17 protein-coding genes are annotated in these 15,227 nt (G+C 53.3%); 1 reads left to right on the top strand and 16 read right to left on the bottom strand.

Annotation, left to right across the window (positions count from 1 at the left end):
* Window positions 1–5: 5 nt before the first annotated feature.
* The 10 genes from FHD02_RS09860 to ccmA form a co-directional block, all read right to left on the bottom strand.
* Entirely contained in the window at window positions 6–1,169 is a 1,164-nt protein-coding gene (locus tag FHD02_RS09860) for a NapC/NirT family cytochrome c (protein ID WP_220393840.1), read from the bottom strand.
* Between the two features lie 225 nt (window positions 1,170–1,394).
* The gene (ccmI, locus tag FHD02_RS09855; RefSeq protein WP_042309383.1) at window positions 1,395–2,261 is read right to left on the bottom strand and encodes a c-type cytochrome biogenesis protein CcmI; all 867 of its coding nucleotides are present in this window, start codon (window positions 2,259–2,261) and stop codon (window positions 1,395–1,397) included.
* Complete coding sequence (locus tag FHD02_RS09850) at window positions 2,258–2,725, bottom strand: cytochrome c-type biogenesis protein (RefSeq protein ID WP_077949340.1); 468 nt, start codon at window positions 2,723–2,725, stop codon at window positions 2,258–2,260. Before FHD02_RS09850 ends, ccmI begins: the two co-directional genes overlap by 4 nt.
* The gene (locus tag FHD02_RS09845; RefSeq protein WP_137361055.1) at window positions 2,722–3,279 is read right to left on the bottom strand and encodes a DsbE family thiol:disulfide interchange protein; all 558 of its coding nucleotides are present in this window, start codon (window positions 3,277–3,279) and stop codon (window positions 2,722–2,724) included. Before FHD02_RS09845 ends, FHD02_RS09850 begins: the two co-directional genes overlap by 4 nt.
* Entirely contained in the window at window positions 3,279–5,231 is a 1,953-nt protein-coding gene (locus FHD02_RS09840; protein WP_220393839.1) for a heme lyase CcmF/NrfE family subunit, read from the bottom strand. Before FHD02_RS09840 ends, FHD02_RS09845 begins: the two co-directional genes overlap by 1 nt.
* Window positions 5,228–5,704 carry a cytochrome c maturation protein CcmE gene (ccmE, locus tag FHD02_RS09835; RefSeq protein WP_042309391.1) on the bottom strand — a complete coding sequence of 159 codons (477 nt, stop codon included), beginning with the start codon at window positions 5,702–5,704 and terminating at the stop codon, window positions 5,228–5,230. Before ccmE ends, FHD02_RS09840 begins: the two co-directional genes overlap by 4 nt.
* Window positions 5,701–5,913, bottom strand: a complete 213-nt coding sequence (ccmD, locus tag FHD02_RS09830; protein ID WP_042309392.1) for a heme exporter protein CcmD — start codon at window positions 5,911–5,913, stop codon at window positions 5,701–5,703. The genes ccmE and ccmD overlap by 4 nt, the downstream gene beginning before the upstream one ends.
* Window positions 5,910–6,656, bottom strand: coding sequence for a heme ABC transporter permease (locus tag FHD02_RS09825; RefSeq protein ID WP_042309394.1), 747 nt, complete (start codon window positions 6,654–6,656; stop codon window positions 5,910–5,912). The genes ccmD and FHD02_RS09825 overlap by 4 nt, the downstream gene beginning before the upstream one ends.
* Before the next feature lie 36 nt (window positions 6,657–6,692).
* Window positions 6,693–7,352 carry a heme exporter protein CcmB gene (ccmB, locus tag FHD02_RS09820; RefSeq protein WP_079224734.1) on the bottom strand — a complete coding sequence of 220 codons (660 nt, stop codon included), beginning with the start codon at window positions 7,350–7,352 and terminating at the stop codon, window positions 6,693–6,695.
* On the bottom strand, window positions 7,349–7,972 hold the full coding sequence (gene ccmA, locus FHD02_RS09815) for a cytochrome c biogenesis heme-transporting ATPase CcmA (protein WP_220393838.1): 624 nt from the start codon (window positions 7,970–7,972) through the stop codon (window positions 7,349–7,351). The genes ccmB and ccmA overlap by 4 nt, the downstream gene beginning before the upstream one ends.
* A gap of 373 nt (window positions 7,973–8,345) precedes the next feature.
* Between ccmA and FHD02_RS09810 the strand changes: the two genes are divergently transcribed.
* Window positions 8,346–8,639 carry a YciI family protein gene (locus FHD02_RS09810; protein WP_042309397.1) on the top strand — a complete coding sequence of 98 codons (294 nt, stop codon included), beginning with the start codon at window positions 8,346–8,348 and terminating at the stop codon, window positions 8,637–8,639.
* Between the two features lie 50 nt (window positions 8,640–8,689).
* Here FHD02_RS09810 and phoH read toward each other — a convergent pair whose 3' ends face one another.
* From phoH to putP, 6 genes are all read right to left on the bottom strand, one after another.
* The gene (gene phoH / locus FHD02_RS09805; protein WP_006685183.1) at window positions 8,690–9,478 is read right to left on the bottom strand and encodes a phosphate starvation-inducible protein PhoH; all 789 of its coding nucleotides are present in this window, start codon (window positions 9,476–9,478) and stop codon (window positions 8,690–8,692) included.
* The gene (locus tag FHD02_RS09800) at window positions 9,457–9,753 is read right to left on the bottom strand and encodes a hypothetical protein (RefSeq protein WP_042309399.1); all 297 of its coding nucleotides are present in this window, start codon (window positions 9,751–9,753) and stop codon (window positions 9,457–9,459) included. Before FHD02_RS09800 ends, phoH begins: the two co-directional genes overlap by 22 nt.
* 246 nt (window positions 9,754–9,999) lie before the next feature.
* A complete protein-coding gene (gene efeB / locus FHD02_RS09795) occupies window positions 10,000–11,283 on the bottom strand; it encodes an iron uptake transporter deferrochelatase/peroxidase subunit (RefSeq protein WP_061381821.1) in 1,284 nt (427 codons plus the stop codon).
* A 5-nt stretch (window positions 11,284–11,288) separates the two neighbouring features.
* On the bottom strand, window positions 11,289–12,416 hold the full coding sequence (efeO, locus tag FHD02_RS09790; RefSeq protein WP_137361058.1) for an iron uptake system protein EfeO: 1,128 nt from the start codon (window positions 12,414–12,416) through the stop codon (window positions 11,289–11,291).
* A gap of 58 nt (window positions 12,417–12,474) precedes the next feature.
* Window positions 12,475–13,308, bottom strand: a complete 834-nt coding sequence (gene efeU / locus FHD02_RS09785) for an iron uptake transporter permease EfeU (protein ID WP_220393837.1) — start codon at window positions 13,306–13,308, stop codon at window positions 12,475–12,477.
* A 213-nt stretch (window positions 13,309–13,521) separates the two neighbouring features.
* Window positions 13,522–15,030 (bottom strand): sodium/proline symporter PutP, encoded by a 1,509-nt coding sequence (putP, locus tag FHD02_RS09780; protein WP_137361060.1) that lies wholly within the window; start codon window positions 15,028–15,030, stop codon window positions 13,522–13,524.
* Window positions 15,031–15,227 lie beyond the last annotated feature (197 nt).

Below are 15,227 nucleotides of genomic sequence, written 5' to 3'. Positions count from 1 at the left end.
GCTCCTTATTTTTTGTCCTGATCGGCTGCTGCGGGCATGTCGCTCGCGTGTTTTTGTACGTACTGGGTCAGAAGACGAACCTGTTCCTGCGTTAGCGACGTACGACCGGACATGCCTTTAACCACCCCAATCCACTGGTTGGCATTAAAGCGATTCAACTCGGTAAGACCGTGGCAACCGGTACAGTTGTTAGCCATGAGTTCGGAAGCGTAGCTCCAGATTTTTTGTTGATCGCCAATCAGACTTTTCGCCGGCAGCCAGACCTGCAGATCGACTTCGTGCCAGACCTGTTTCGTCTCTTCATCGGTTACCGTACTGTTCACTTTCAGCGCTTTACGCGCTTCCTCGCCCAGCAGGGCGCTCATGATGCGTTTACCGCGCGCGGCGTAGAACGCCTCAGTGACGCCATCCTGCTGCCAGCCTTTGACATCAGCCAGGACCATATCACCGTCACGTTTCACTACCTGCACTTCGGTGGAAGCCATCAGGTTACCGTCGTTATGATCGGCGGTTTTCTCACTGAGCCAGAACGGTTGGGTTTGAATGGTGTACAGCGTGGTCGCCGTTGCCGGCGTTTTCGCTGCCGCATTCGCCAGTTCGCTCGCCCCGGCTGCCGCCAGGCCACTCATGTTCGGCAGAATGTGCGCGACGCCTTTATGACAATCGATACAGGTTTGGCCCTCTTTGATCGCCACCGGGTGCTGCTTACGGGCTTCAGGGGTTTGCGCCAGAATATCCATCGCTTTGTAGTCGTGGCAGGAACGACAGGTTGCCGAGTCGTTCTTCTTCAACCCATCCCACACGCTCTGGGCCATCGCGAGCTTATGCGCCTCGTATTTTTCTGGGGTATCGATTTTACCGGTCATTTCACCCCAAACATCTTTCAGGGCGCCAATTTTGGTCAGCATGTAATCGATCGGCTGGTGGGGAACGTGGCAATCGGCACACTCGGCGCGAATACCTTTATCGTTCTGGAAATGCACACTGCCCTGATATTCCGCCAGAGGTTGTTGCATGGTATGACACGACACGCAGAATTCGGTATCGCTGGTTTTATGCATGATAGTTGCCGTACCCGCCAGCAGCACGACACCAATAATGATCCCAACCAGCAGGGCGATAAATATAATTTTTCGCCTACCCGAACGTTCCAGTGAAAGTTTTCTCATCTTATTATTTAACCCTTTTCCTAAAATAAAGACGCAATAGTCCTTGCCACATGACAATCGCTATATAAAAATATTTATAGCGATTACCGTCATCTTCTAATCCAACAATGCTTATGGAAGTTTGATTCTGCGGGCTAATCATCAGAGGTTGATTAGCCGATAATTTCAGCGTGGTATCACATTGCAAATCGAGCAAACCTTCGTGCAAATGTTGATATATTTTGATTATTTCAGTGTAGCGATTTGTTCTTTTTTCGCGCGGTCGATACTACGAATAATGATCTCTCGTTGGCTATCGTCCGGCGGTAACAGTTTCAGCATCAGTTGCCATGCCGCAATCGCTTTATCATATTGTTGATGCTCAAAGGCGTTAAACGCCACAAGGCTGAGCACCCGTACATCGTTATGGTTATTTTTGAGCAACGTATCAAGCAACTGCTGGGCTTCACGGCTATCATTCGGATCCGTAGAGTGCAGCAATGCTTCGGTGTAGCCCAGCTGCGCATCCGCATTTCCCGGCGCCAACTGTCGCGCTTTATCAAACGCCTGTAACGCAGCCCCAGGGTTATTCAGCACCAGTTGTAGCCTGCCGAGCATCGTCCAGCTTAGCTGGTCTGCCGGATATTGTTGCAGACGGGTACGTAGCCCCAGCGCCAGGCGAAACAGCTCTTCTTCCGACAGCGGTTTCCCCTGGGGATCCATCACGCGCTGCATCAGTTGCGGCGTTTGTTGCACGACCTGCTGCCACTCAATTACACGGGGGACGTAACTCGTTCGGACGAATACCCCTACGCATAAAGAGGTTAGTATAATAACCCCGAGAATATACACCCAATAGCTACTATTTTTGTTATCCGTTTTTGGCGACTCAGGCAAATCTTCCAATAAATTCAAGCGTAAATCGTCAACCAACTGCTGTTGCTGAGCCGCATTTACCGGAGAAATGTCTTCATCAAGCTCCTGAAGACGCGCACGAAAAATCATATGATTCATCGTGTTACGATCAACGCGCTGTCTGCCAGACCAGGGAATGAACAGCAATGCCGCCGTCCCCAGCAGTAAAATTATCATGATGAGAAAAGCGACGATCATTTCAGGGTCCTTTTGTTTTCATCGAGAAGCGCTTGCAAACGCGCCTGCTCATGCGGACTGAGTTCCGTTTCCTGCGCGGCCCGCGGGCGACGGCTTAAACGGAAAATGACCAGCGCGCCGCCCAGAACAAAACAGGCAGGGAGCAGCCAGAGGATCAGCGTAGCCAACGTTACCGGCGGTTCATAGGTGACGAAGTTACCGTAGCGCGCCACCATATAATCGGTAATTTGCTGATTGCTTTGCCCCTCCTCCATCAGTTGCCAGACTTTTTTACGCATATCGGCGGCAATCATCGAATTGGAGTCGGCAATGCTGTTGTTTTGGCATTTCGGGCAGCGCAGCTGCGCGGTCAGTTGGCGGAACTGCTGCTCCTGAGCCTCATTTTTAAACGGATAAGTGTCAATCGCCGCCAGCGCCTGAAACGATAGCAACGCTGTCAGCAACGTCATTAGCAAAAATCTCACGCGCTGCCCTCCCGACTGTATTTATTCCACAATGGCAGGATTTCCTGCTGCCATACCTGTTCGTTCAGATCGCCCGCATGGCGGTAGCGAATAATGCCTTTGCCGTCGATAAGGAAGGTTTCCGGCGCACCGTAGACACCGAGATCCAACCCCAGCATACCGTCACCATCAAACACCCCCTGCGCGTACGGATTACCCAGCTCGTGCAGCCAGTCCAGCGCCTTCTGGCGATCGTCTTTATAGTTAATGCCCACAATGCGAATGCCCTGCGCCGCAAGGGAACGCAGGTATTGGTGCTCCGCGCGGCAGGTTGGACACCAGGTCGCCCAGACGTTAAGCAGCACCGGCTTCCCGTTGATAATACTGGACGCGTCCAGCATCACGTCGGGTTTCTCCAGCGATGTCAGGCGGAACTCCGGTAACGGTTTTCCAACCAGCGCCGACTCCAGCGCCGTTGGGTCATCGCCGTCGCTATTGCGCAGCAGTTGCCACATCAGCGCCGCCACAAGAACCAGAAAGATAACCAGCGGCAGATAAAGGACTTTGCGGTTCATTATGCGTTCTCCGGCAGCGATTTACGTAAGCGGTAGCGCGGGTCCAGAATGCATAATACGCCGCCAAGCGCCATTAACATTCCGCCAAACCAGATCCAGCGAACAAACGGTTTGTAGTACAGGCGCACCGCCCAACTGCCATCATCCAGTTCTTCACCCAGCGCGGCATACAGATCGCGCACCAGCCCGCCGTCGATGGCGGCCTCGGTCATCTCCATCCGGCTGCTGCTGTAGACGCGTTTTTCTGCCCGCAGGGTGCTGATGTGTTGTCCGTCCTGCGAGACGTCAATCACCGCTTCGCCGCCAAAATAGTTCGGGCCGGTAATGTCCTGAACGTCGCGGAAGACAAAGTGATATTGATGAATATCGGCGCTATCACCCGGCTTCATACGCACATCGCGCTCAATGCTATAGTTCTGGCTAAAGGCGATGCCAATCACCGTCACCACCAGCCCGACATGCCCAGCCACCATCCCCCAGTGGCTGCGTCCCAGGCGAGTTAGCCCACGCCAGAAGGTATGGCGATCGGTAGCGCGTTCCACGACCTCCATCACTGTCAGAACCAACGCCCACAGCGACATCAGCAGACCAAGCACGGTCATCGCCTTAATACGGTCCTGCATCAGCCACGGCAGCACCACGGCCAGCACAATCGACACCAGCGCCGCAATCAGCAGCCGCTTACGCAGCTTATGCAATTCATCGCGCCGCCAGCGCACCAGTGGCCCAATGCCCAGCAGTAGCGAGAAGGGAATCATCAGCACGATAAACAGCGAATTAAAGAATGGTTCACCGATTGAGATACTACCCAGCCCCAATAATTTATGAATCAGCGGCAGTAGTGTGCCCAACAGCACCACCAGCATCGCGGCGATCAGCAGGACGTTATTACCCAGCAGCAGCGACTCGCGCGACCACAGCTCATGCCGTACCCGAGAGCGCACCTTCCCGCCTTTAATGGCAAACAGCAGCAGCGAACCGCCGATGGTGATCACCAGCAGCGCCAAAATAAACAGGCCGCGCGTCGGATCAGAGGCGAATGAGTGCACAGAAATGAGTACCCCGGAACGCACCAGGAAGGTGCCAAGCAGGCAGAGCGAGAAGGCGAGGATTGCCAGCAGCACGGTCCAGGATTTGAAGCTACCCCGCTTCTCCGTTACAGACAGTGAGTGAATCAGTGCCGTTCCGGCCAGCCACGGCATCAGAGAGGCATTTTCGACGGGATCCCAGAACCACCAACCGCCCCAGCCCAGCTCGTAGTATGCCCAGGCAGAACCCAACACGATGCCCACCGTCAGGAAGCTCCACGCCGCCAGTGTCCACGGACGCGACCAGCGCGCCCAGGCGCTGTCCAGACGCCCGGTCATGAGCGAAGCGATGGCAAAAGCAAAGGCGACGGAAAAGCCCACGTAACCCATGTACAACATCGGTGGATGAAAAATCAGTCCAATATCCTGCAGCATCGGATTCAGGTCGCGGCCCTCGATCGGAAAGTCCGGCAGCGTGCGTACAAACGGGTTCGAGGTCAGCAGGATGAACACCAGAAAGCAAAAGGAGATCATCCCCATCACCGCCAGCACGCGGGATGATGCTTCCAGGGGAATGTTGCGGCTCAGCGCCGCCACTGCAAAGGTCCAGCCGCTCATCAGGAGCACCCACAACAGCAGCGACCCTTCGTGCGCCCCCCAGGTAGCCGCCACGCGATACCATACCGGCAGCAGCGTATTCGAGTTGCTGGCGACATACTGAACGGTGAAATCATTCACCACAAAAGCGTAAACCAGTATCAGGAATGACCCGAGGATCGCCGAAAACATGGCGAATGACAGCGGTTTCGCCAGTGCCATCATCCGCGTATCCTGGCGCATCGCACCCCAGGTCGGATACAGCCCGAGCAGGCAGGAAATACCCAGCGCCAGGCACAGCAGAAAATGCCCAATTTCAGGGATCATTGCGCGGCTCCTTGTTGATTTCCGGCAGGGTGATGATTTTCGTCCATCGCCTCTTTAATCTCCGGAGGGGTATAGTTTTCATCGTGTTTCGCCAACACCTCTTTGGCACGGATATGGGTGCCGTCTTGCAGCGTTCCCTGTGCCACCACACCCTGCCCTTCTCTGAACAGCGCTGGCAGGATCCCCGTATAGCTCACCTCTACCACGCCGCGCGCATCGTAGAGCTTAAAGGTCACGTCCAGCGTTTTATCGTCACGCTTCACGCTGCCGGGCATCACCATGCCGCCAATGCGCAGGCGCTGTCCCGGCTCCGGCTTCTGACCATTTTCCCGCTTGCCGTAAATGATTTCCCCCGGCGTATAGAAGAGATCGATATTGGCGCTGAGCGCATACATCACCAGTCCGACCGTCAGCGCCAGTCCTCCCAACACGCTACAGGCAAGCCAGAGTCGTACCTTACGCCGCGGATTCACAACGCCTCTCCTTTTTTACGCGCCGCCTGCATCCGGCGCTCGCGCGCCATCTGACGCTGAACGTCAGCCAGCAGCGCCCTGCGCTGCCAGCATGCATGCCAGACCACAATCAGCAGCGAGAACGCCGTCACGGCAACTGCCAGCCAGACATAAAAGGCGTAGCCGCCCATCTGCCAGAAATCACTCCAGGAGTGGAAAGCGCTCGTCATGAATTAACCTCGTTTTTGCGCCCGGAAACCAGCTGCGCCACCCATGGGCGGCGACGTTCCTGTAGCAGAATCAAATTACGCATACGCATTAATGTCAGAGTAATAAAAAGGAATAAGAAGCCGAAAATCGTTAAACGCAACGGCATACGCATAGATGGGTCGATGGTTTTCTGCATATTGGTCGACCCCTGATGCAGGGTGTTCCACCATTCAACGGAAAAATGAATAATCGGCAAATTGACCACCCCGACCAGAACGAGGATCCCGGCGGCGCGCCCGGCCAGGCGGCGGTCATCAAAGGCGTGATACAAGCCAATCACGCCGACATATAAGAACAGCAGCACCAGCTCGGAGGTCAGACGCGCATCCCACACCCACCAGGTGCCCCACATTGGTTTGCCCCAGGCAGAACCAGTGACCAGCGCGATGAAGGTATAGACAGCGCCGGGAAGCGCCATCGCCATCACCGCGTTGTCCGCCATTTTCATTTGCCAAATCAGCCCCACAAAGGCAGTCACCGCCATCGAGCCATAAATCCCCATCGACCAGATAGCCGCGGGCACATGCAGATACATGATGCGATAGCTTTCGCCCTGCTGATAATCCGCTGGGGCGTAGACAAAGCCCCAGATACAGCCCACCACCAGAAACAGCGCGCTCAGGATAGCCATTGCCGGAATAAACCGCCCGCAGACCTTATACAACCGCTCTGGAATGGCGAGTTGGTGTAACGCTTTCCACATTTTTTCTTTGCCTCATATTCCCGCAGATGACGGGAGTTATTGCACGCTGATTCGTAACGCTGCTGCAGTGGCGAACGGACTTAAGGTGGCGCTTCCTGCCAGGAAGGCCCCGAGGATCGCCAGATAGCCGTCAACCGGCAGCAGCATCTGCGCCGCGCCCACGGCGGCGGTCGCAAAAATTAATAAAGGGATCATCAACGGCAGCACCAGCAGGCTGAGCAATACGCCGCCGCGCCGCAATCCGACGGTCAGCCCGACGCCAATCGCACCAATAAAACTGAGCGTGGGCGTACCCAACAATAGCGTAAGCGCCAGCACTTGCCACTCCGCAACGGAGAGGCCAAACAGCGTGGCGATAAGCGGCGAGATGATTAACAGCGGTAGCCCGGAAACCACCCAGTGCGCGGCGACTTTCGCCAGCACCACCAGCGAAAGCGGGACTGGCATCAGCATCATCTGCTGCAACGAACCGTCCAGCCAGTCATCACGAAACAGCCGATCCATTGCCAGCAGTGAGGAGAGTAGCGCCGCTACCCAGACGATGCCGGGGGCAATTTGCCGCAGCAGCTGTGGCTCAGGGCCAATACTGAGTGGAAACAGCGTGACGATAATCAGGAAGAACCACAGCGGGTTGATAATTTCGGCAAAGTTACGAAAGGCAAGGCGCAGGTCGCGCCAGAAAATCTGCGCGATCATGCCACAGCCACCTCATACTCATTGAGCGTAATGGTGCGCAACGGGACGCACAGAGGCCGTAAAGGTTGATGGGTTGTCAGAATGACCGTGCCGCCCTGGACGACATGCTGTTCCAGTCGTGAGGTCAGTTTTTGCACACCGGCCACGTCCAGCGCAGTAAAGGGTTCATCTAAAATCCAGAACGTTGTGCGGCTTAGCCACAGTCTGGCCAGCGCCACGCGCCGCTGCTGCCCGACCGAAAGCTGTGCCACTACAACATCTTCAAAACCGACGAGTCCGACCTGCTCCAGCGCTTGCCAGCGCGTCTCAAGTGACGCCTGCGGGTGATAAAAACGCAGATTTTCCTCCGCCGTCAGCCCTCCTTTTACGCCAACCTGATGGCCAAGCCACAACAGTTGACGATGCCAGTCGTCACGCATCCGATGCAGCGGTTTACCCTGCCACAAAATCTGCCCTTCACTCGGCGTTGATAATCCGGTTAGTATCTGTAATAAAGAGGTTTTTCCTGCCCCATTAGGTCCCGATATTTGGACAACTTCGCCGGGCTGAATAGAACATGACAGGCGGCAAAAGAGTTGACGTTCATCCCGCAGGCACGCAATATTTTTTAATTCAAGCATTAGAAGGCGGATCCAGTTCGGGAGCGCAGAATATTCAAGGATCTACAGTATAGCGAAAGTATGCGTTTCAGTTTGCCAAATATGTTAAAAAATATAAAACGCTTATGATCTGGAACATTATCGTAATATTTATCGCATCACGCATGTTTCATTATTATTAATAAAACCCGCCGATAAAGTGATTCCCGCCATTTTTTCGCCAGCCATCAACCACGTCAACTCATCCGCGCCCTACAAGTGTTCAATTAACATACATAAATGCGGCATATGAAGTTTTAATATTAAAACTTAGGAAGGACAGTGCTGATATTAATCTTTTCTCTCCCTGGTTATATGCTACGTTAATACACTTTCAAAAAACAGGGATAATAAAATGAGTGTTACTTATGTTGTTGTTTTAACCTATATTAAACCGTTAAATGAAGTCGATAGCCTACTTCCCGCCCACGTAGAATGGCTGAAAAAAGGCTATGCGGAAGGTTTATTCCTGGCATCAGGCCGCAAAATCCCACGTTCCGGTGGTGTGATATTGGCAAAATGTGATGATGCTGAAAAACTACAACACTATCTGAGCCTGGATCCCTTCCAGCAGGCTGGCGTCGCGAAAGTTGAGTTGATTCCATTTGAAGCGACCATGACGACTGCCGCCCTAAAAGATATTCTGTAATACCGCTAAAACAAAGCCCGGTTTCCCGGGCCTTGAAGACGGCATACTCATCAATTATAAGCGTTGAGCGTCCGCTGACAGAGGGCCGAGCGAACGCAATCATCTTTATTGAAACGAACGATCCCAACCATTTCATCTTCTTCGAAACGGGCCAGCGCGTCGCTTAGCCCTGAGCGAACGTGCGCAGGTAGATCGCACTGGGTTACATCCCCATTCACAATCACCGTCACATTCTCCCCGAGGCGAGTCAAAAACATCTTCATTTGCGCAGCAGTGACATTCTGAGCCTCGTCAAGAATGACCACGGCATTTTCAAATGTACGTCCACGCATATAGGCGAACGGCGCGATTTCCACCTTACCAATCTCAGGTCGCAGGCAATATTGCATAAAGGAGGCTCCCAGACGTTTCACCAGCACGTCATACACCGGGCGGAAATAGGGAGCGAACTTCTCGGAAACATCTCCAGGTAAGAAGCCGAGATCTTCATCAGCTTGCAGAACCGGACGGGTTACAATAATCCTGTCCACGTCTTTATGGATCAGAGCCTCTGCTGCTTTTGCTGCGCTGATCCAGGTTTTACCACACCCGGCTTCACCGGTGGCGAAGATCAGCTGTTTACTCTCGATAGCATTCAGGTAGTGCGCCTGAGCCTCATTTCGCGCCGTGATTGGCGTGGCATCGCGACTATCACGCGCCATTCCGATCGCTTCTACGCCGCCCATCTGCACAAGCGAGGTGACCGATTCATCTTCACGTTGCTTATGGCTACGCGAGTCCCGCCTCAGCACCCGTTTTGCTTCGCGACGAGCTTTGATCACTGCTTTTTGTCTTCCCATGGATAGCACCTTGAGTTGTAGGTATACATCACACGCGCCGTTGGCGGCACGATTATGCGCACGAACATCTGAGGGTTGGCTTCCTTGTAAGCCATTGCTTGCTTTTGGATAAGACGCCACCCACGGCTACGCGCACCGTACAGGGCGTCAGTTACAAGGATAAAAAGTGAAAGGGGGAGATATTTAGCGGTGACGAAGTGGCTACCGGAAGAGAAACGTCCGCGTAAGGTACTGCTGTTACTGTGAAAAACGTGTCCAGTACAGGACTTTTCCATTCGCGATCTCCATAGTGAACAACTATCACCGCCGGGAACTACCGCTGTTACTTATAAGTACATCATAATCTTTCGCTAATGCAACAATATTTTTACTTGCCATTAACTTGATTTTGACTTGTCGCCACAGACAGTCTCTTGCAGAGAGATGACAAAATTATTTCATTCACAGACCGATCATAAAAAATAATTCGTTCATTCATGAAGATGTCAGTAAATGCCCCGCCGCGCTGCGGGGCATAGGTATCAAGCTTCGAGCAGGGTCTGTCCGAGATAATGATCTGCGGTTTTAACTCCCGGCAACGCAAAGAAGTAACCGCCACCAATTGGTTTGACATACTCCTCAAGCGCTTCACCGTTCAGGCGTTTCTGCACCGTCAGAAAACCTTTTTCCAGATCGTGCTGATAGCAGACGAACAACAGTCCCATATCAAGTTGACCGGAATTGGTCACGCCGAGCGAATAACTGTAACCGCGACGCATCATCAGGCTGGACTCAGTCTCTTTCGTACGCGGGTTTGCCAGACGGATATGGCTGTCGAGTGCAATCACCTCACCTTCTGGATCGCTGGCATAGTCAGGCACATCGTGCTCATGCTGCATACCCAGCGGCGCACCGGTGTGTTTATCGCGACCAAAAATCGTTTGCTGCTCTTTCAGCGGCGTGCGATCCCAAAACTCCACGCGGAACTGAATGAGCCGCACGGCCTGATAGCTGCCACCTTGCGCCCACGCAGGTTCGCCCTGCCCGTCCGTAACCCACACCACGTTTTGCATCAGCTTCACATCTGTAGCGTCCGGGTTCGCGGTACCGTCCTTAAAGCCAAGCAAGTTGACCGGGGTCTCTTTCCCTTTACTGCGCGCGGCGTGATCGGAAATAAATCCTTCACGTTTCCAGCGAACGCTGAGCAGATCGGGCGTATGTTTGATGATATCGCGCAGCGCATGGATGACTGTATCCTGCGTGTTGGCGCAAATCTGCAACAGCAGATCGCCATGGCACAGCGCTGCATCCAAAGAATCATTCGGGAAGCGCGTCATTTTTTGCAGCTTTTTCGGCATCTGCGGTTTCAGGCCAAAACGCTCATCAAACAGCGAGGAGCCGACCGACATCGTGATCGTCAGATTGTCTGGTGCAATGTATGCGCCAAGGATACCGGAATCCATCGGCGGTAACCGCGGATTCGGCGTATCCGGCGCGGGTCCACCGGTAGTCAGAAACGCAAATCGCCGGGTTAGCAGCCGGAACAGACGTTCAAGATCGGCCTTATCGCTGGCGAGAACATCGAACGCCACCAGCATCATAGATGCCTGTTGCGGCGTCAGGATCCCCGCCTGATGTTGACCATAAAACGGCTGCACTTCACTGCGAGCATCAGGAGACAACGTTCCCGGCGCGCTTTGCGGTTTTTGCGCATGGGCAACCGGGCATCCACCTGCCAACGCCAGCGCGCCACCCAAGGCGCCCATTCCTTTCAACAAACGTCGGCGTGACGGTTCACTCACGCCGTTTTCATTTTCTTGCTGCATAGTGCTTAATCCAGACCCAGAACACCGCGTAATTGTGACAAGTCTTCCGCCAGCGTCGTGATTGGCCCTTTCAGCGCATTGCGATCGGCATCGGTCAGTTTGTCATAGGTTTCAAAACCGTCTTTGGTACGGTACTTGCTCAGAATGGTATCGACTTTTTTGAAGTTCGCATCCACCTTCGCCAGCAGTTCAGCATTGGATTTTTGTAACTGCGGACGCAGGAGGTTGACAATTTTCTGCGCGCCATCGACGTTGGCCTGGAAATCCCACAGATCGGTATGGCTGTAGCGATCTTCTTCCCCACTGATTTTGCTGGCTGCGACTTCTTCGATCAGCCCAGCCGCGCCACCCACCACTTTAGACGGTGGGAAGGCCAGCTCGCTAATACGCGTTTGCAGCTCAAGGACATCACGGTTTAACTGGTCGGCGTACTTCTCCATACCTTTAGTGGAATTGTCACCAAACAGCGCCTTTTCCAGACGATGGAAGCCGGTAAATTTCGGATCGGCGGCTTTTTGTTCGTAATCATCTTCCCGCGCATCGATGCTGCCATCGAGATCGGAGAACAGTTCAGCAATCGGTTCAATACGCTCGTAGTGCTGACGCGTTGGCGCATACAGGGATTTTGCTTTTTCCACATCGCCGGCTTTAATCGCATCGGTGAAGGCTTTAGTACCCGCTACCAGTTGCGCGGTTTCAGCCGTCACGTAGGCTTTGTACTCGGTAATCGCACCGCCCAGGCTCAACAGAGCATCACTGTGCGCGGCATCCGCTGTAGCGCTTCCTTTTACGATCAATTTGCCTTTCGGGTTGGTCAACAGACCGCAGGTCATATCATATTCGCCAGGCTGCAGGTTGGCCGTCATTTTCTGGCTAAAGCCCGGCGCAATGTTTTCGCGCTCTTCAACCACCATAACGCCTTTGAGGATCTCCCACTCCAGCGCTTTCTGGCTGTGGTTCTGGATGATGAACTGCGTTTTCCCGGCGTTAACCGTGATCGTCATCGGCTCACACTGTTTATCGTTAACCGTGACTTTCACCTGCGGAATATCGGCGGCTTGTGCAGAAAAAACGGATGCAAACAGCGCGGCAATCCCTAACTGCAGCGCACTACGGCGAAAATGAAGCGTCATAACCTGGCCCTTTAAATAAGTATGTTGTAACTAAAAAGTATTCTGCATCGCGTTTTTTTTAAGGTGCGGTACGCGATGCCGTAGTGCCTGAACGCGGCGGTAGTGCAAATATAATTAATGCCGGAATCAGGTAGATAAACCAGACAGCCACTTCACTCACGCTTGGCGCCTCCTGATAGCCGAAGATTCCTTCCATCAACGTGCCAAACAGCGAGTGCGTCGAAAGCACGCTGCTGATGTCAAATGCCACATCCTGAAAATGATTCCATAATCCGGCTTCGTGGAATGCGCGGATAGCCCCAGCAGCGAGTCCGGCGGCCACCAACAAAATGAACAGACTGGTCCACTTGAAGAATGCCCCGAGATTGAGACGAATACCGCCGAGGTAAATCAGATAACCCAATACCACCGCGGTTGCCAGCCCCAGCATCGCGCCCAGCGGCGGCCAGATGCCGACATCCTGCTGAAACGCCGCCAGCAGAAAGAACACCGACTCCAGCCCCTCGCGGGCGACGGCAAAAAAGACCATCATCACCAGAGCCCAGCCGTGATGGTTGCCGCGCTGTAACGCGTTATCGATAGCCTGTTCAAGCTGGACTTTGACGTTGCGTGAAACTTTACGCATCCAGAACACCATCCAGGTGAGGATCACTACAGCAATGACCGCCACGATGCCTTCGAACAGCTCCTGCTCTTTTTGCGGAAATTCCCCAGTGGTTTCGTTGATGAAAATCCCTAACGCCAGGCATAACGCCGCCGCCAGCAAAACACCAATCCACATCACACCAATCCAACGACCACGCTGAGTCCGTTTCAGGTAGCTGGCAATCAGGCTGACAATCAGCGCGGCCTCTAACCCTTCGCGCAACATAATTAGAAATGGAACAAACATGCGAAGAACCCTTAAACGTTATTCTCAGTCAACTGATGCAAAGAAAAGTAAATTACAGTGATAGTGATTATCATTACAGGAAAGAAAAACTCAAGCAGAATGTTTTGAGAATGATGACTTAATGTAAACAGTTAGTCTGGTAATGGTTAGTGTGAGTTTGAGACGGGAGCAATAAAAAAGCCCGCACGCGGCGGGCCTGAGGACAAAGGTAGATTATTCTGCCTGTAAACGCGACGGCGGCGCGGAGTGATAATGCGCGTCAGCCTCGGCAAAACGTTGCTGCATTGCGGTTGATGGCGCTTTACCCAACAGACTAAAGACGACAATACCGATGCTGCCGAAAATAAAGCCAGGGATGATTTCATACAGACCCAGCCAGGCAAACTGCTTCCAGACGATTACCGTCACCGCGCCGATGATCATCCCTGCCAGCGCGCCGTTGCGGGTCATGCGCGACCACATTACCGAGAACAGAACCACCGGACCAAACGCCGCGCCAAAGCCTGCCCAAGCGTAGCTAACCAGACCCAGCACACGGTTCTCCGGGTTGGCCGCCAGCGCGATGGACACCAGGGCCACAACCAGCACCATGATACGACCAATCCACACCAGCTCTTTCTGGCTGGCATTTTTACGCAGGAACGCTTTGTACAAATCTTCGGTGATTGCGCTGGAACACACCAGCAACTGGCAGCTCAGGGTCGACATCACCGCCGCGAGGATCGCAGACAGCAGAATACCGGCAATCCACGGGTTGAACAGGATTTGCGCCAGTTCAATAAACACACGCTCAGCGTTCTGATTAACGGCACCTGCCAGCGACGGGTTGTTATTAAAGTAAGCGATACCGAAGAAACCAACGGCAACTGCGCCGCCCAAACACAGGATCATCCAGGTCATGCTAATGCGACGTGCATGCACAATGCTATGGTGAGAATCTGCCGCCATAAAGCGCGCCAGAATATGCGGCTGGCCAAAGTAGCCCAGGCCCCAACCCATCAGAGAAATGATGGCAACAAAATTCAGCCCTTTGAACATGTCTACGTTCTCAATGCTCTTTTGTTTAATCACTTCCAGCGAATCATCGAATCCACCCACGCCGATAATGACCATGATCGGCGTCAGAATCAGAGCAAAGATCATCAGGCTGGCCTGAACGGTATCGGTCCAGCTTACCGCCAGGAAACCACCAATAAAGGTGTAAATGATCGTCGCGGCCGCTCCCGCCCACAGCGCTGTTTCATAGCTCATGCCAAAGGTGCTTTCAAACAGACGCGCCCCTGCCACAATTCCTGAAGCACAATAGATGGTGAAAAACAGCAAAATAACCAGCGCGGAGATAATCCGCAGAATGCGGCTTTTATCTTCAAAACGACCGGTAAAGTAATCCGGTAACGTCAGGGCATTATTATTGTATTCGGTGTGTACGCGTAAACGTCCGGCCACCAGCTTCCAGTTGATCCATGCGCCCAAAATAAGGCCGATGGCGATCCAGCTTTCTGAAATCCCCGACAGGAAAATCGCGCCAGGCAGACCCATCAGCAACCAGCCACTCATATCGGATGCGCCAGCAGATAACGCGGTCACGAATGGACCCAGGCTGCGTCCACCCAGAATGTAATCGTCAAAGTTTTTGGTTGAACGCCATGCAATAAACCCTATCAATATCATGCCGAAAATATAGACACAGAATGTCACTAACATCGGTGTGCTAATAGCCATCAAAACTCTCCAAAATTATGTATCAGCAATGCCGTGGCTTGCCGTTTTATTACCCTGCCGGAACGTGGCAAAGATATCTATGTTTACCAGGCGACCGTATCCTGCCGGAAGCGATGGTCATTCACAATCGATTTAACACACCATTTACATCAAAATTGTTCCAGAGTAGATAGCATTTTTCTGTAGGTTGCACTCTC

Source organism: Citrobacter sp. EC_71, assembly GCF_019584005.1.
Classification (GTDB): Bacteria; Pseudomonadota; Gammaproteobacteria; order Enterobacterales; family Enterobacteriaceae; genus Citrobacter; species Citrobacter werkmanii.
Note: the sequence above shows the minus strand (reverse complement) of the source record. Positions and strands in the feature narration are given on the sequence as shown.

Bases quoted from the DNA above. Each gene is read 5' to 3' on its own strand.
- FHD02_RS09860 (WP_220393840.1), bottom strand. From the start codon at position 1,169: ATGAGAAAACTTTCACTGGAACGTTCGGGTAGGCGAAAAATTATATTT.
- ccmI (WP_042309383.1), bottom strand. From the start codon at position 2,261: ATGATCGTCGCTTTTCTCATCATGATAATTTTACTGCTGGGGACGGCG.
- FHD02_RS09845 (WP_137361055.1), bottom strand. From the start codon at position 3,279: ATGAACCGCAAAGTCCTTTATCTGCCGCTGGTTATCTTTCTGGTTCTT.
- FHD02_RS09840 (WP_220393839.1), bottom strand. From the start codon at position 5,231: ATGATCCCTGAAATTGGGCATTTTCTGCTGTGCCTGGCGCTGGGTATT.
- ccmD (WP_042309392.1), bottom strand. From the start codon at position 5,913: ATGACGAGCGCTTTCCACTCCTGGAGTGATTTCTGGCAGATGGGCGGC.
- FHD02_RS09825 (WP_042309394.1), bottom strand. From the start codon at position 6,656: ATGTGGAAAGCGTTACACCAACTCGCCATTCCAGAGCGGTTGTATAAG.
- ccmB (WP_079224734.1), bottom strand. From the start codon at position 7,352: ATGATCGCGCAGATTTTCTGGCGCGACCTGCGCCTTGCCTTTCGTAAC.
- ccmA (WP_220393838.1), bottom strand. From the start codon at position 7,972: ATGCTTGAATTAAAAAATATTGCGTGCCTGCGGGATGAACGTCAACTC.
- FHD02_RS09810 (WP_042309397.1), top strand. From the start codon at position 8,346: ATGAGTGTTACTTATGTTGTTGTTTTAACCTATATTAAACCGTTAAAT.
- phoH (WP_006685183.1), bottom strand. From the start codon at position 9,478: ATGGGAAGACAAAAAGCAGTGATCAAAGCTCGTCGCGAAGCAAAACGG.
- FHD02_RS09800 (WP_042309399.1), bottom strand. From the start codon at position 9,753: ATGGAAAAGTCCTGTACTGGACACGTTTTTCACAGTAACAGCAGTACC.
- efeB (WP_061381821.1), bottom strand. From the start codon at position 11,283: ATGCAGCAAGAAAATGAAAACGGCGTGAGTGAACCGTCACGCCGACGT.
- efeO (WP_137361058.1), bottom strand. From the start codon at position 12,416: ATGACGCTTCATTTTCGCCGTAGTGCGCTGCAGTTAGGGATTGCCGCG.
- efeU (WP_220393837.1), bottom strand. From the start codon at position 13,308: ATGTTTGTTCCATTTCTAATTATGTTGCGCGAAGGGTTAGAGGCCGCG.
- putP (WP_137361060.1), bottom strand. From the start codon at position 15,030: ATGGCTATTAGCACACCGATGTTAGTGACATTCTGTGTCTATATTTTC.